Origin of the sequence: Neobacillus sp. PS3-40, from assembly GCF_030915485.1 — a bacterium.
In the GTDB taxonomy this organism is placed as follows: Bacteria; Bacillota; Bacilli; order Bacillales; family Cytobacillaceae; genus JAUZPL01.
In genome coordinates this window covers 272128-287428 of record NZ_CP133266.1, presented here as the reverse complement: position 1 = coordinate 287428, position 15301 = coordinate 272128, and the positions used below count along the sequence as shown (strand labels likewise).

Genomic DNA, 15301 nt, shown 5'->3' with positions numbered 1-15301 from the left:
TTAAAAAAACTAAATTTAATAAAATTTTTCTGTTTCAACCTTTTAATACTTATAAAAATCAGCTATTCTTGCTATGCTTATAATACATTTAATTAATTAAAAGATCGAAATCGTGGCTTGATTCTTCTCTTATTAGATAAGATAGCAGTATCAGGGGCTAAAAATTTAATCGAGATCCTGCATGCTTGGGAATCAATTGAATATAAAAAGGTTCAAACAAGAACTCAAGAAGTGATTAATGAACTAGAAAAAGTGGAAGAGCAACCTGACGAGAAAAACAAACACGAAAAAATTCGGAGCCTGACCCCTGATGCGTTTATAAATAAACGTGCCGGGGGTCAGGCTCCTTTTTTTGTTCTTTATATTTAAGATCAGCTTGCTGACCAAAGGTGTATAAAATAGGGGAGGGAAAATATCCTTAATTATTTTTCTTACCATTAGTATTTCTTAATTCATCACGAATGTCTTTTAGATATTCATTTCTAAGTTTTATGGTTTTAAAATAGTAAATATTACGTAAAAAACTAAAAACGCCTAAAATTACTAAGAGATAAGGAAAATCAACTTTAGGGATGAAATTTCCAAATGGAAACATACGTTCTTTTCAGTGGCATTAAATATGGTATAATAAAAGAGCAATAGAATAGGTTTTCTCAAGGGTGGTCGGCATACTCCTGATAGAAAGGGGGCGATGCTGAATGACGGTATTTGAAACATTAATGATTACGATTTCTTTTGCAAGTTTACTCGTAGCCATTCTGTCATTTAACCAAAAAAAATAATCCACCCTTGAGTTAGTGGCCCAGGCGGGTGGATTTTCTCGCTAAACAGCCGACCCCTTAAAGGGAACCGTCTAATGCTGACCGGACATATTCCCGTATGTCTGGTCTTTTTTATTTTATGCATATTATATCTACTAGTATACCCAATATGTAATTAAAAGAAAACAATTAATTGAAGCATTACTTTCTTTTTATTGGCGGGCTCCATTTTGTATTATCGTATAGCATTGATCTTTTTAGGTATAACATTAATCAACCTAGAAGAATGAGAAAATTCTTTTTAAATAGATAAAGATCAAAGGAATCAATGTACCTGCTTTACGGGGCAGTTGAAGAGTGGTCTCTAACTTGTGATCAACTAGAAGGCCATTTTATTGGTGCGAAATTTTTCTGACTCAAATGAAATGTGGCCACACAATTTCGATAAAGATTAAGAAGTTTTATCTTGTGTCACAGTAAAATATATATAAGAAAAAATGGATACGAGATTATGAACGAGAAAATCAAAGTTCAACTGAAGTTTTAAATATACAAGATCCTATAATAGTTGGACTTCTAGTACGAACAAAAATAAGGAAAATAGTAGAAAATCCGGTGCGTGCCATGCACCAAACTTTATACACCAAAACGACTTATCCAATAATCGAACCATATTCTTGAATTAAAAAAGGAAATAATAGAAAATAAAATGCAGGCTCTAAATTACACCATGCTAGCTAAGACTCTGCAAGATAAGGTATACCCACCAAAAACATCGAATTTTTTTTGTAGGATGCAGCTTTGTAAAGTATAAAAAATACCTGAAGGTAACTTGATATAGGAGTGGAATAGTAGATGAAACGTATATCGATTTTAATTGCTGATGATGAGGAGGAGATTGCTGATCTGATTGCAATCCATCTAGAAAAAGAAGGATACTATTGTCTTAAAGTACTTGATGGACAAAAAGCCATACAAGTTATCCAGACTCAACCAATTGATTTGCTAATTTTGGATATTATGATGCCGAAAATGGATGGATATGAGGTAACCCGTCAGATTCGGGAACAATATAATATGCCTATCATTTTTTTGAGTGCGAAAACTTCTGATTTCGATAAGGTACATGGACTAGTGATTGGAGCAGATGATTATATAACGAAACCATTTACCCCCATTGAATTGGTTGCACGTGTGAATGCTCATTTGCGTCGCTATATGAAGTTGAATCAACCCAAAGTAGATGATAATAAAGCTATCTTGGAATTTGGTGAAATTGTGATTTCTCCTGATCAACGTACAGTTTCCCTCTATGGTGAAAATATTGAACTAACGCCGAAAGAGTTTGATATTTTGTATTTATTAGCAAATCATTCAAAGAAAGTTTATAGTGTTGAAAATATTTTTCAACAGGTTTGGGGTGATGCATACTTTGAAGGTGGTAACACGGTAATGGTGCATATTCGTACCTTACGGAAAAAACTCGGAGAAGATAAGAGAAAAAACAAGTTAATCAAAACTGTTTGGGGAGTGGGGTATACATTCAATGGCTAAATTTATACGCAGTTTTCGCTCCAAAATAATCGTATTATTTGGTTTAAGTATGCTTCTGGGTGGTATTATAACTTACTTAATCTTTAAAGGACTACAGCTTTATTATCATACGATAGTTCGTCGTGGTGATCCATTGGCCCAACTTCGTCAATTCATAGACAGTATTGGAGATTTTAACTTCTTTTTAATACTATTTATCTCACTTTCGATCTTGTTTTTCTATTTACTCACTAAGCCCTATTCTACCTATTTCAATGAAATATCAAACGGAATTCAATTTCTCGCTCGTGGCAACTTTAAACATCGGGTTTATATCCAATCAAATGATGAATTTGGAGATATTGCACAAGCAATTAATCTGGCGGGTGAAAAATTAGAAGAAGCCATACAAAGAGGCGATTTTTCAGAAAACAGTAAAGAACAGTTAGTTGTAAATTTGGCACATGATTTGCGTACTCCCCTAACTTCTGTTTTAGGTTATTTAGATTTAATCCTTAAGGATGAGAAGTTGACTAAAGAACAAGTCAGACATTTTTTAACGATAGCCTTTACTAAATCTCAACGTTTAGAAAGACTGATTGATGAATTATTCGAAATAACTAGAATGAACTATGGCATGTTGCCAATTGAAAAAAGGCAAATTAATTTAAGTGACCTTCTTTTTCAATTAAAAGAAGAATTGTATCCTGTTTTCGAGAAAAATAATTTGATCGCTCGAATGAATATTCTGCCCCATTTACCTATTTTGGGTGACGGGGAGATGTTAGCTCGTGTGTTTGAAAATCTTTTAACCAATGCCAGTCGTTATGGATATGATGGTCAGTTTGTAGATATTAACGGGTTTGATGAAGCAGGAGAGGTGGTTGTTCAGGTTATTAATTATGGAGATAGTATTCCTCCGAATGAACTTCCATATCTTTTTGATATGTTTTATACCGGTGACAAAGCACGAACTCATCGAGAAGATAGCACAGGCCTTGGTTTATTCATAGCAAAGAATATTGTGGAGCAACATAATGGAACGATTACGGCCGAGAGTAGTTTAATACGTACTATATTTGAAGTTCGTTTACCGCAGGAAAGGGTTCCAATTGACCAAGTTTAAAAATTTCATAAAGAATTTAAGAAAAATTTAAATTTTACCCTACTCTTTTTTTAAACAGTTTTTCCTATTCTAGTATCAACAAGAATAAGGAGGAACGTAAAAATGAAGAAGTGGTGTTTTTTATTGTTATTTTTATTGTGCTTTTGTTTTGTCTTCATTAATAAAGAACTGTATTTTCAAGATAAAGTAGAGAGTCAAAGATATGATCAAAATCACAAAGATCATATAGATAAAATAGGATCTTTTGAGAGTATCCAAACAAAAACCATTGCAAAGGAACAGATTTATCGAGGAAATCTGCTCTTATTCAACAGTACATATCCTGTTCGCCAAGAGAGTGTGAAATCAGATATCGTCCATTTAACAATACATAATGAATTGGTGAATGGTTACAGGTTACTTGATAAAAATATTTACCTGTCAAAAGAAATAGCACAAAAATTTTCAGAGATGGTCAATGATGCTGAAAAGGAAGGTGTAAATCATTTTTTGATTGATAGTGGATATCGTACATTTGCTGAGCAAAATAGGTTGTATGCTGAAATGGGTCCTTCTTACGCCTTGCCGGCAGGTTATAGTGAACATAATTCAGGCTTATCACTTGATGCAGGATCAAGCTTAATGAAAATGGACCTGGCACCTGAAGGAAGGTGGCTGCAAGAAAATGCCTGGAAATACGGTTTTATATTACGCTATCCAAAGGATAAAACAGATGTTACTGGAATTCAATATGAACCATGGCATATTCGTTATGTTGGTTTTCCGCACAGCGCGATTATGAAAGAAAAGAATTTTGCTCTAGAAGAATATATTAATTTCCTAAAAGAACAAAAGACCATTTCAACTACTATATATGGTGAAAAATATGAGATCTCTTATTACCCTGTAATCAAAGATACGACCATTCATGTGCCCTCCAATCTTCGTTGGGACATATCAGGCAATAATATGGATGGTGTAATTGTGACAGTGTTTCCCGGATAACACATACTAATCTCGAGGAGGTAAGGATGGCGGAATGAAAAAAACGAAATTAATGAACAGCATAATTGTACAAGCACTATTTGGGGTAACACCAGCTTTTTGACAGGACATCGGGTATACTTTTGATACACTTAAACAAAAGAATTTGAGGAGATTATATGGGAAAAATAGTATCTAGAGGATTGCTAGCTTTATATTTAGTGATACTAATCTGGTTAGTGTTATTCAAATTACAATACAATATTTTGTCAGTATTTAATTATCACCAAAGAAGTCTTAACTTGATTCCATTTGCTGCTCCTTCAATAGTAAATGGAAGTTTCAGTGAGATGATAGATAATGTTATAATCTTTATTCCTCTTGGCTTGCTTTTGAATGTCAATTTCAAAAAAGTTGGAATTTTACCTAAGTTTGCTTTTATACTGGTTTTAAGCCTTACTTTTGAATTAATTCAATTTATCTTCGCTATTGGAGCGACAGACATAACAGATATAATTACAAATACTGTTGGAGGCTTTTTTGGACTGAAATTATATGGTTTAATCAATAAGTATATTAATAATAAAAAATTAGACAGAGTTATTATTTTTGTTGGTATACTTTTGCTCGTATTATTGCTTTATTTCCGTTCTCATTTAATAATTAAATATTCTTAGTTTAGTTATCACAATGGACGCTATTCATTTCGGTCGAAGGTTATGAGATAAAGTTAGCAAAGTTCTTTCTTTTTGAAAACATAAGAATTAATTAGCATCTCTGGTAATGATTGTAAGTTATTTAAACTAACTGGGGGCTTTACTTTAATAAAGATCTTCCACAAAACCAGCTAATAGTTGTCAACATTTTTCAATTAAAAAATTAAAATATAGATGATATACTAAAAATGAGTATGCCAAATAACCTTCCTCATCTTCAAAATTGGAAGGTTTTGTTTTGTATTGTTAAACATGGTTTTTAAGCTAATTCTTGGAAAGTGGTTTTGTTCTTTAAAAGCGCATAAATCAAGTGTAAAAGCTTATTAACACAAGCGATAATTGCTACTCTATAGGGTTTACCCTCGTCGCGTTTTTTATCGTAAAACTCTCTTAATTTTTTATTTCGAGGAATAACGGTATCACTCGTCTTTTGCTTTCGGGCATCTCGAATTCCACAGTATACAGCCATATATAATGCTTGCCGTAACCTTCTAGATCCTCTCTTTGTTATACGATTTTTGGTTGCTGTAAATCTTCCAGAAGAGTAAACACTAGGATCTATTCCCGCAAAGGCAACCAACTTTTTAGGGTGATTAAACCGATCTATTTCTCCTATTTCGGAAATGATTGTTGCCGCAATCTTTTCTCCGATACCAGGAATAGACTGGAGAATCTTATATTCTTCAATTTCTTTAGCGAGGGCATCTATTTTTGCTTCTAGTAGTGATAAATGCTCTTGATATTGAAGAACGATGGTAATTAACATCTTTAGGTTAAAAATATGACTTTCATATAAGTTATTTTGAAATGGATTTCGTAATGCTGCTTCAATAAGCTTTTGTGCTTTTTCTTTTGCCCACTTTTCAGAACGTCTAGTACATAACGATACAATCTTGTCGGTTAATACAGATTCGGTAGTATTTAGTACATGTTCAGAAGTAGGAAATATGGAAAGAGTCTGTAAAGATACTTTTGAATATAAATCACCAAAGACACCTCTATATTCAGGGAATACCTGATCTAGCACTGTTAGAAGCTGTACCTTGGTTTGTGTAGAGATACCTGTAATGATCTCTTGTTGTCTTGTAAGATTACGAAGGTTTAAGAGTTGAATACCTCTTTTCTTATACGGCTCAACTTCTTCTTTATAGAATAGTTCGCAAAGAAGATAGGCATCGACAGCGTCTGTTTTTACCTTTCTTAAACTGGCACTCCTTGCTCGATGAGAGATAAGGGGGTTCACAATAATATAAACATATTGCTGTTCCTCCAAAAATTGAATAATAGGAGAGTGGTAATGTCCTGTTGATTCTAAGATAACTGAAGGTTGCTTACCATCAGCTACTCTTTCAATCTCTTTTAAGAATCCTAATAAATTCTCAAAGCCCTCAACAGTATGCTTTACACTAAAACTTTTACGAAAAGGTTGACTCTTATCCAAGAATGCTTGTACCTGACTTTCCCCTTTAGAAACATCCAGACCAACTACTGGATTCATCATCATCTCCTCCTTAGAAATAAAGATTAGTCGGTTGTCCCTAGAGCTGCTTGTACTGTCATAGGTTCGCTTGTTAAACGGGATCTTTGTCCCAACCAGCCTGAAACATGCTTATACAAGTAGGGAGTGAACAGTTTTGCGGACGGGATCAAGTCCCACGGGCGCTACGTTCTACTCCGACTACCGCTATAATAAAACCAATTAAAAAAAGTTCAACCAGTAAAAACTGGTTAAACTTATATTACGAACGGGTGCGATACTTCAATAATGAAAGTCGCCTTTTTTCTTATTCAAGTAATGGGAAGGTTAGTTCAACAGAATTAAATAAAAAGCCTGTTTTCTAAATTATTGTGGTTTTTGATATTAAATTAAAGGTTATCCGAGGATGTTAAGGGTTTTATTGATCAAATAATGGAATCAATTATTATTACTAAAGCAAATGATGATTTATTGTTTATTAAGGAGTTTATCTTATTCTTATTACATACTATGGGGAATGACAAGTTCTTTAATAATGTAACACCCTGGATATCTACTTCATATGGTAAAAGGAGATTTAAAATAGCATGGTGTTTTGCAACACATAATCTAAATAACAGAAAAAAACCTAATATTCCACCTTACATAATTTTAGATTATTGGACTGCAAAAGGTACTGAAGGACATAAGTAATGACATCTAAAACCAAATGATTTTTTATTCCTGCTTGGTGTAGATCCTTATTCATTAAATGCTTAGAAAAAACAGAATCAAGTTCTTTTGGTAGTTGATTATTTTGGTTATTTGGATCTATCTTATAGGGATACCTCTTCTGTTTGGTAGTGATTTCTCGTCAATCTCACTATACAAAAGAATGAGGTGTTCTTTCATTTATAAGCATAAGTGTCAAGTAAACGAATAGATAAACTTTATGGCAATACAGCCAAAGTTAGCACATAAGTTTTTAGTGCGAAAGTGAGTAAATGATAAAACCATGAAAGAAACATTACTTGCAACATAAATAAATGGTAATTTATTTCTGGATTACAAAAATATTGCACGTATTTCGCGAAATTTTCACTTATTGACACCAATATTTATTTATGTAATAGTTACAATACTGTAATTAAATTTAAATTAAGTTGATATGATCAATCAAAATAGAATAGTAGAGAGTTTAGGGTGCACATATGTGCTTAATAGGGAATCCGGTGAAAATCCGGAGCTGTCCCCGCAACTGTAAATGTGGACGAAATGAGTAAACCACTGTACTCGTTCCGAATTTGTAATAGATTTTGAGAATTCGGGGCTGTATGGGAAGGTTCAAAGTAGGGTGAAGCATAAGTCAGTAGACCTGCCTTAATCTCTTGTTTCTTATCTTCGGGGGTTGAGAGGACGAAACGATCCATTACATAAAGGATGTTTTTTCCTCTCATTTATTTTTGGTATCGTTTGGCCTATCTCAATTGAGATAGGCCTTTTTCATGTTTAAAATTTACTGTCTTCTTATTGGTAAATAAACCCCTCAAACTTGATATATTACTTTATTCATTTAATGCAGTAAAAAAGGAGGGGCCATCGAATGGATCAAAAAAGGAATCGGAAAAAAGGGTATACATTTGTTTACACTGGTGATGGAAAGGGGAAAACAACGGCAGCAATGGGTTTAGCTGTTCGTGCCATTGGACATGGTTTTAAAGTTAAAATTTTACAGTTTATTAAATCTCCCCATCGCCCATACGGGGAAATGAAAATACTTGAGCAGCATGGTGCCGAGATTAAACAGCTTGGAATAGGTTTTACATGGACAAAAACACCTGAAGAACATCGGGAAGCATTAAGAAAAGGGTGGTTACTAGCACAAGATGCAGTACTTAATGGAGAGTATGACCTTGTTATTTTAGATGAATTAAATAATGCCCTTGCAATCGATTCTTTTCCGATTGCCGATGTTTTGCCGCTTGAAGAAGTAAAAGAAATGATAAAAAACAAGCCCTCACATGTCCACCTTGTCATTACAGGAAGAAATGCAAATGAGGAAATTAAAGAACTTGCTGATTTAGTTTCTGTCGTACAGGTTGAGAAGCATTATTTTGATAAGGGTGTAAAAGCAATGAAGGGGATTGAGTTTTGATATATGAATACTAAAAGACTTGTCATTGCCGGAACAGAAAGTGGTGTTGGCAAAACAACGATTACCATTGGGATTATGTCGGCGTTAATACAGGCAGGATTAACAGTTCAAGGGTTTAAATGCGGCCCAGACTATATTGACCCAACATACCATACTGCCATTACTGGAAGAAAATCTCGTAATCTTGATAGTTGGATGCTATCTGTTCAACAATTAAAAGATATCTTTCGTTTTGGATGTATTGGATCGGATATTGCTATCATTGAAGGAGTAATGGGGTTTTATGATGGCTTTGAACCAAAAAGTAATCGTGGTTCGACAGCTGAAATCAGCGAAATAATTGAATCACCTACCATTCTTGTTATTAATTGCTATGGAATGGCACGAAGTTCGGCAGCAGTTGTAAAAGGCTATCAAACATTTTCGGAGTATGGGAAAAATATTGTTGGCGTAATTGCGAATATGGTTGGAAGTAAAAAACACTTTTCTTTAGTAAAAGAAGTAATTGAACATGAGTGCGGTATACCAGTGATTGGATATTTGATGAAAGATTTGGATATTGAACTCCCTGAAAGACATCTCGGCTTAGTCCCATTGATTGAAAAGGGAAAGCTAGCTCCCTTTTTTAAAAGATTAGGACAAATGATCGCAGAATCAATAGATATCGAAAGTTTATTGGAGCTTAGTCAAGCCAAACCTTTTGCTTTCAACGCCAATCAAAATCTTTTTAAACAAAATGCAAAGAAAAATGTGAAGATCGCCGTGGCTAAGGATGAAGCTTTTCACTTTTATTATCCTGAAAATTTGGAAATTATGGAGGCGTTTGGCGCAGAAATTAATTATTTTTCACCGTTAAATGGGGAACCTATACCAGAAAATGTAGATGGTCTTTATATTGGTGGAGGCTTTCCGGAAGAATTTGCTGAAACATTATCAAACCATGAAAATGTGATCGAATCTATTCGACAAGCTATTCAGAAAGGGATGCCCACTTTTGCAGAATGTGGCGGCTTCATGTTTTTAACAAAATCGATTGAATTAACAGATGGTCGAAAAATTCCGATGGCGGGCATCATTGATGGTGAAATTAAAATGCATAAAAAGCTTGTTTCTTTAGGATATCGAGAAATATCGGGGTTACAAGGAAACGTCATGTTTGATTCAGATGATATTGCCAGAGGCCACGAGTTTCATTATTCATCTTTTCATCCTTCAGGTGAAATAACGTCTGCTTATTTGTCAAAGCATCGTGACAATGTACAGGAAGAAGGGGTTATGATAGGGAATTTAGTTGCTGGGTATACCCATATTCACTTTGCTTCATGTCCTCACATCGTTGAAAAATGGATTAATAAATGTTTGGGGTGGAAAAACAATGGGAAAAGCAATTCCACTGATGAAACAAGGAACACAATCTGATGCCGGAAAAAGCATTGTTGTAACGGCACTGTGTCGGATCTTTATGCAAAATGGATACAAACCAGCTCCGTTTAAATCGTAAAATATGGCTCTTAATTCCTATATAACAATTGATGGAAAAGAAAATGGGAGAGCTCAAAGGATTCAAGCAGAATCGGCAGGGATTGTCGCAACAACAGAGATGAACCCGATTATAATTAAACCCTCACAAGCTTTTGAGACGCAGGTGGTTGTCCATGGAAAACCATATAAAAATATGAAAGCTAAAAATTAGCGAACTCAATTTTATTACTTTGGAAAACAAATCATTGCCGAAGCTTATGGGCGCTTAGCAAATGAATACGAATGCGTGGTAATTGTTGGCAAAATGGAAATAAAGGTAGCTTTATGCCCGATAACAAGAGCTTATATAGAAAGAGTGATTAACGATCTCACCGGTATCAAAAGCTCGTCAGCTTTGTTTGTTAAACGTGTCATGAAAAAGAGGAAATTACTTTTAGTGTTGTAAGGGATTTTGACTTAATGGACGATGGAGATCCAACCACATCACCAATGTTTTCATGCGAAAAATGTGATGGACAAATGTATCCGGGATAGTAAGAGGGAGTACAAGGAATAAAGTACAGACTATCGGATATTCTCTAACCCAAAAAGGACCGGGCGGTTTTTGCCCGGTTATTATTATATATTCAAGTAACGATGCATGTTAGTGGAACAAGAACAACAAAAACCATCCTATATTGAATGGTTTTTATCTTTATCATAAATTGGTGATGTACTAGAATGTGTTAATAGGCAATCTAATGCTTTTTCAGTTAAGGGCATAAAGTAATTGAGCATTAGCCCTCCTAAACAAACGGTTAATAAAGTTCCAATGCCAATGGGTCCATTGAATAATATTGCGATTATCAAGAATACCAGGTAAATGAATGTTCTCGATAACAGTATATTTTTTCTAGTTACTTCTTGTAGGATTAAGGTTAAACGGTCAATTGGAATCGGAGCAAAATTTGTGTGTAAATAAATTGCTGTTCCAAATCCTATAACAACTAGGCCGATTTCAAAACAAACATATTTGGTGTACCAAAGTTGAGGTTTTATCAAATTGTGCAATAAAAAAAGCCACATATCAATACCAATACCCGTAATAAAAGATGTTAATAACCCCAAAATTTCTGGTCTTTGTCTTTTTAAAAATGAATTAAGACCTATCAATAGTAAAGCTATAATTATTTCCCAACTTCCCACAGTAAGCCCCACATTTTTGGACAGTCCTACTAAAAGTGCATCAAAAGGTGAAGCTCCAAGGTCTGATTGTATAGTAAAAGAAATACCAAGCGTCAATATTAAAATTCCTACTACATAAAAAACATATTTCACTTTACTCGACCCCTTTATCGATTTTTTTAGTTGCAAATGCAACAAAATTGCGTTAAATTAAATGTATGACATTTTTATTGCATTTGCAACAAAAATACATGTTAAGGAGATAAATATGAAAGAAATTCTTCGTGAAGTTGGAATGATCGCAAGGGCATTAGATTCTATAAGTAATATAGAATTTAAAGAATATGACCTTACAAAAGGGCAGTATTTGTATCTTGTGCGAATCTGTGAAAACCCAGGAATCATTCAAGAGAAGTTAGCTGAGATGATAAAAGTAGATCGAACAACAGCATCTCGCGCTATAAAAAAACTTGAAATGAATGGCTTTATTGATAAGAAAGACGATCAACATAACCAAAAAATTAAAAAGCTCTTTCCAACGGAGAAAGGGAAAAATGTTTACCCTTTTCTTAGACGAGAAAACGATTATTCCAATATGGTCGCATTAGCTGGATTTTCAGAAAGAGAAGTAGATACTATCTTCAATCTTCTTCAAAGAGTAAGAAAAAATATAGAAAAAGACTGGGAATTTGTTAAAAAGGGAAATAAGAGAAATTATTGATGGTATAAAGGAGCGATATATTTAAATGACTATGAATATAAAAAAATGTACCCTTGAAGATTCACGTAAACTTCAAGAAATTAGTTATGAAACATTTAATGAAACATTCAATGATCAGAATACACCCGAAAATATGAATACCTATTTGGAAAGGGCATTTAACTTAAAACAATTAGAAAAAGAATTATCCAATGTATCTTCTCAATTCTTTTTTATTTATTTTAATAATGAAGTCGCTGGATATTTAAAGGTCAATACCAATGATGCTCAGTCTGAAGAGATGGGGAATGAAACGCTTGAAATTGAAAGGATTTATATAAAGAACAAATTTCAAAAACATGGTCTTGGTAAATATCTGCTAAACAAAGCGATGGTAATTGCAATGGAACGTAATAAAAAAAAAATCTGGCTAGGCGTATGGGAAAAAAATGAAAATGCTATTGCTTTTTATAGGAAAATGGGGTTTGTTCAAACTGGAACCCACTCTTTTTATATGGCAGATGAAGAACAAATCGACTTTATAATGACTAAAACACTCATATAACTTTTTTTGGAAGGTGAATTATATGTATATTCCAAAATATTTTAAGGTCACAAATGTTGCTGAAATTTGGGATTTTGTTCGAAAAAACTCTCTTGGAACGATTGTCACAACAGAACAGGGGAAACCAATTGCTACTCATTTGCCTTTGGGGTTAAATAAAAAAGGTGATGATTACTATATTACTGGGCATATGGCTTATGGAAATCCTCAGTGGAGAACATTTGAAACCTGTGAAGATGTTCTTGTTATGTTTCAGGGACCTAACGCTTACATTTCCTCTTCCTGGTATTCGCACGAAAATGTTCCGACGTGGAATTATCAGGCTATCCATATGTATGGAAAAGCAAGTATTGTAGAGAAAGATGAATTAATAGAAGAATTATCTATAATGCTGGAAAAATATGAGAAACATCGTAAAAATCCAGTTTTATGGGATAAACTTTCTCCTCAACTCTTAGAAAGTGAACTGAAAGGTATTGTTGGATTTAAGATTAAAGTGGGAGAAATTCAGGCAGCATATAAATTAAGTCAGAACCGAAATGAAACGGATTATTTTAACATAATAGATAAATTACAAAATGAAGGAAATGTAAATTCGAAACAAATTGCAGAATTGATGGAAAAGAGATTAAAAAGTCATAAATAAGCCCACAATTGTGCAACTCTAAGTTGCAAGAATTAAATAACGGAACGGAGCTGTCATATTGGCAGCTTTTCTTCATATTATGAAGGAATGTACTTACGCTAATGGGGGTAATAGTGAAAAAGGCAATGGAAAAATCCATTGCCTTTTTCACTACATTTATAGAAATACTTTCTATAAAATTCCCTTCTAATGCTTCCACTTAACTGTGCATAAATCCTTGTGGTCTCGCTTCTTTCGTGTCCTAGTAAACTTGTTCAATAGATGTGTGGCATAGCTATGGCGTAGTTGGTGTAGATGAATTTCTTTGTTAATCTCTGCCCGACTTGATATTCGTTTGATAATGTACCTCATCTGTCCAATGCTCATTCTATGTGGGTGCCGTTCAGTAACAAAAAAAGCTGGGTCTTTATCCTGGCGAAGGTCTTAGTATCGCTTGAGCCAGATTTCACACCGTATATTAAAGTAGACTTCCCTTTCCTTATCACCCTTTCCGAGCACAATGGCGGAACGATTTGCCCAATTAATACAATTTTTATCAAGAGAAACAATTTCACCTATTCTACAACCTGTTGAAAACATAAATTCAAATAATGCCTTTTCCATTGGAGTGAAACACGCTTCCCTAAAATGTGTGGCTACAAAATACCTCGACCACTATTTGAGTTGGTTTCAATATTTGGAAGTTATTAAACATAGAAGTGACATTGTTTCTATCAATAAAATGATAGTAGATAGTTGTCTATTTCCAATAAATGAAACTTATCAGAGATTAAGAACGTATAAATACTAAGAAAAAATTTATAAGAAAGGGGGAATGTATTAATGCTCACTTGTAAAAAATGTGGAGGAAAATTGTCTTGGTTTGATTCAATAAAGCAATTATTTAGATTCCGTAAAAGTATGAAATGTAATCATTGTGGGGAAATTCAATATCAAAGTACATCTTCAAGAAATATAACTTCTTTATTTGTTTTATTCCCAATTATCACCATTCCACTTTCTGTATTGTTTAATTTATCTCCAACCTCTGTATTATTAGTGGAAGTTGCCATAATAGTTGCGGTGATCTTTTTAATGCCATTTTTCTTGAAATTAACAGATAAAGATGAACCGACATGGTGAAAAAAGGAGGCTGTTCTTACTGTAAGACGTTCTCTTTTGAATCACAAAATGTAAAAACGCAATTAAATTATCAATAGAAAAAAGGGTTTAAATTGATATAATGTACATAACTATCATATTTTGTAATTAGATATAATTTTATCCAATCTGTATAGGATATAGAAGTTTTATATAAAAATTGGAGTTTTTCGATGAAACATAATAAGGAGGCAGTTTTCGTGTGTAGAACTAAAAGTATCTTTAAAAAGGCGTTCATTCAAGCTCTTCTAACTTCTTTATGCCTTGTATTCGTAACATTTACCGTCTATGCAATAGCAAAACATCCATTGCCTCATTAGCATTAGGACTTATGTCTTTTATAAGTCTGTTTTTGGTAAAACTTATTTTGTTGAAATTTCAACCCAACAACAATAATGACAGGAATTTTTAGATGTTATCCCATTTAATAAGGAGGCGAGTGATATTAAAAATGATTATGTTTTCACTTTAAGACTTTTTGCTGTTGTTATCATCATAATGTTGGGCATCACAAGTCCACTGTGGTCAAAAACTGTATTAAATTATGATATAGCAAGCAAGTCAATTACTGAATTATTAGTCATCATTACCTCTATGTCTATTGTTATTTTCTTCATTTTAGGAAGACCGATTCATCATATTACAAATGTACTGAAAAAATAATATACTTGAAAACGGTAAAGTTAGTTATCGGAATTTTTTACCGTTTTCTTATATATATTTATTTGCTGTATGGGAACCACCTTTTTGACATAGTAATTCGCACCCATTTTAGTACCGTATTTACCAAAACGGGAATGTTTATTCTCCAATGGATAATTATGTTGCGATTTTCTATGCGAATTAACATGCTAAAAAGCGATAAGTGCTGATATTTCAATAAAAATATAGGGT

Annotated in this window: 13 protein-coding genes, 4 pseudogenes and 1 riboswitch; of the genes and pseudogenes, 14 read left to right on the top strand and 3 right to left on the bottom strand. The window is 33.5% G+C overall.

Features of this window, described 5'->3' with window-relative positions; translation table 11 throughout:
- Positions 1-117: 117 nt before the first annotated feature.
- From RCG20_RS01480 to vanZ-A, 6 genes and pseudogenes are all read left to right on the top strand, one after another.
- Positions 118-369: a hypothetical protein gene (locus tag RCG20_RS01480; RefSeq protein ID WP_308182469.1), complete on the top strand. Its 252-nt coding sequence runs from the start codon at positions 118-120 to the stop codon at positions 367-369.
- Positions 370-698: 329 nt separating this feature from the next.
- Positions 699-782, top strand: coding sequence for a putative holin-like toxin (locus tag RCG20_RS21715; protein ID WP_374120523.1), 84 nt, complete (start codon positions 699-701; stop codon positions 780-782).
- An 834-nt stretch (positions 783-1616) separates the two neighbouring features.
- Positions 1617-2315, top strand: coding sequence for a vancomycin resistance response regulator transcription factor, VanR-F/VanR-M family (gene vanR, locus RCG20_RS01475; RefSeq protein ID WP_308182468.1), 699 nt, complete (start codon positions 1617-1619; stop codon positions 2313-2315).
- Positions 2308-3420, top strand: coding sequence for a HAMP domain-containing sensor histidine kinase (locus tag RCG20_RS01470; RefSeq protein WP_308182467.1), 1113 nt, complete (start codon positions 2308-2310; stop codon positions 3418-3420). The genes vanR and RCG20_RS01470 overlap by 8 nt, the downstream gene beginning before the upstream one ends.
- A 102-nt stretch (positions 3421-3522) precedes the next feature.
- Positions 3523-4442 (top strand): annotated as a pseudogene (vanY, locus tag RCG20_RS01465) (VanY-A/VanY-F/VanY-M family D-Ala-D-Ala carboxypeptidase).
- Positions 4443-4562: 120 nt separating this feature from the next.
- Positions 4563-5060 (top strand): glycopeptide resistance protein VanZ-A, encoded by a 498-nt coding sequence (gene vanZ-A, locus RCG20_RS01460; RefSeq protein WP_308182465.1) that lies wholly within the window; start codon positions 4563-4565, stop codon positions 5058-5060.
- Between the two features lie 298 nt (positions 5061-5358).
- Here vanZ-A and RCG20_RS01455 read toward each other — a convergent pair whose 3' ends face one another.
- Positions 5359-6597 (bottom strand): IS110 family RNA-guided transposase, encoded by a 1239-nt coding sequence (locus RCG20_RS01455; RefSeq protein ID WP_308181253.1) that lies wholly within the window; start codon positions 6595-6597, stop codon positions 5359-5361.
- 1142 nt (positions 6598-7739) lie between these two features.
- Positions 7740-7953: riboswitch (cobalamin riboswitch) on the top strand.
- 205 nt (positions 7954-8158) lie between these two features.
- On the opposite strand from RCG20_RS01455, the gene cobO reads away from it, so the two are divergent.
- The 3 genes and pseudogenes from cobO to RCG20_RS01440 form a co-directional block, all read left to right on the top strand.
- Positions 8159-8710 (top strand): cob(I)yrinic acid a,c-diamide adenosyltransferase, encoded by a 552-nt coding sequence (cobO, locus tag RCG20_RS01450; protein ID WP_308182464.1) that lies wholly within the window; start codon positions 8159-8161, stop codon positions 8708-8710.
- 3 nt (positions 8711-8713) lie between these two features.
- The gene (locus RCG20_RS01445) at positions 8714-10129 is read left to right on the top strand and encodes a cobyrinic acid a,c-diamide synthase CobB (protein WP_308182463.1); all 1416 of its coding nucleotides are present in this window, start codon (positions 8714-8716) and stop codon (positions 10127-10129) included.
- Positions 10086-10493 (top strand): annotated as a pseudogene (locus RCG20_RS01440) (cobyric acid synthase CobQ); the annotation flags it as partial. The gene RCG20_RS01445 and the pseudogene RCG20_RS01440, both read left to right, overlap by 44 nt.
- Positions 10494-10864: 371 nt before the next feature.
- Here RCG20_RS01440 and RCG20_RS01435 read toward each other — a convergent pair.
- Entirely contained in the window at positions 10865-11509 is a 645-nt protein-coding gene (locus tag RCG20_RS01435) for a YczE/YyaS/YitT family protein (RefSeq protein ID WP_308182462.1), read from the bottom strand.
- Positions 11510-11624: 115 nt separating this feature from the next.
- On the opposite strand from RCG20_RS01435, the gene RCG20_RS01430 reads away from it, so the two are divergent.
- Genes RCG20_RS01430 through RCG20_RS01420 form a run of 3 tightly spaced genes read left to right on the top strand, consistent with a single transcriptional unit; the run spans position 11625 to position 13267 of the window.
- Positions 11625-12077 (top strand): MarR family winged helix-turn-helix transcriptional regulator, encoded by a 453-nt coding sequence (locus RCG20_RS01430; protein WP_308182461.1) that lies wholly within the window; start codon positions 11625-11627, stop codon positions 12075-12077.
- 25 nt (positions 12078-12102) lie between these two features.
- A complete protein-coding gene (locus tag RCG20_RS01425) occupies positions 12103-12621 on the top strand; it encodes a spermidine/spermine N(1)-acetyltransferase (protein ID WP_308182460.1) in 519 nt (172 codons plus the stop codon).
- A gap of 22 nt (positions 12622-12643) precedes the next feature.
- Positions 12644-13267 carry an FMN-binding negative transcriptional regulator gene (locus tag RCG20_RS01420; RefSeq protein ID WP_308182459.1) on the top strand — a complete coding sequence of 208 codons (624 nt, stop codon included), beginning with the start codon at positions 12644-12646 and terminating at the stop codon, positions 13265-13267.
- A 161-nt stretch (positions 13268-13428) separates the two neighbouring features.
- Here the strand turns inward: RCG20_RS01420 and RCG20_RS01415 are convergent.
- Positions 13429-13897: pseudogene (locus RCG20_RS01415) on the bottom strand (tyrosine-type recombinase/integrase); the annotation flags it as partial.
- Between the two features lies 1 nt (position 13898).
- Between RCG20_RS01415 and RCG20_RS01410 the strand changes: the two are divergent.
- Both RCG20_RS01410 and RCG20_RS01405 read left to right on the top strand, forming a co-directional pair.
- Positions 13899-14057, top strand: a pseudogene (locus RCG20_RS01410) (IS1595 family transposase); the annotation flags it as partial.
- A 32-nt stretch (positions 14058-14089) separates the two neighbouring features.
- On the top strand, positions 14090-14389 hold the full coding sequence (locus RCG20_RS01405; protein WP_308182458.1) for a TIGR04104 family putative zinc finger protein: 300 nt from the start codon (positions 14090-14092) through the stop codon (positions 14387-14389).
- Positions 14390-15301: the final 912 nt, after the last annotated feature.

What these genes read in the sequence shown, in the direction of transcription:
- RCG20_RS21715 (WP_374120523.1), top strand. Translation starts at nt 699, where the DNA reads ATGACGGTATTTGAAACATTAATGATTACGATTTCTTTTGCAAGTTTA.
- vanR (WP_308182468.1), top strand. Translation starts at nt 1,617, where the DNA reads ATGAAACGTATATCGATTTTAATTGCTGATGATGAGGAGGAGATTGCT.
- RCG20_RS01470 (WP_308182467.1), top strand. Translation starts at nt 2,308, where the DNA reads ATGGCTAAATTTATACGCAGTTTTCGCTCCAAAATAATCGTATTATTT.
- vanZ-A (WP_308182465.1), top strand. Translation starts at nt 4,563, where the DNA reads ATGGGAAAAATAGTATCTAGAGGATTGCTAGCTTTATATTTAGTGATA.
- RCG20_RS01455 (WP_308181253.1), bottom strand. Translation starts at nt 6,597, where the DNA reads ATGAATCCAGTAGTTGGTCTGGATGTTTCTAAAGGGGAAAGTCAGGTA.
- cobO (WP_308182464.1), top strand. Translation starts at nt 8,159, where the DNA reads ATGGATCAAAAAAGGAATCGGAAAAAAGGGTATACATTTGTTTACACT.
- RCG20_RS01445 (WP_308182463.1), top strand. Translation starts at nt 8,714, where the DNA reads ATGAATACTAAAAGACTTGTCATTGCCGGAACAGAAAGTGGTGTTGGC.
- RCG20_RS01430 (WP_308182461.1), top strand. Translation starts at nt 11,625, where the DNA reads ATGAAAGAAATTCTTCGTGAAGTTGGAATGATCGCAAGGGCATTAGAT.
- RCG20_RS01425 (WP_308182460.1), top strand. Translation starts at nt 12,103, where the DNA reads ATGACTATGAATATAAAAAAATGTACCCTTGAAGATTCACGTAAACTT.
- RCG20_RS01420 (WP_308182459.1), top strand. Translation starts at nt 12,644, where the DNA reads ATGTATATTCCAAAATATTTTAAGGTCACAAATGTTGCTGAAATTTGG.
- RCG20_RS01405 (WP_308182458.1), top strand. Translation starts at nt 14,090, where the DNA reads ATGCTCACTTGTAAAAAATGTGGAGGAAAATTGTCTTGGTTTGATTCA.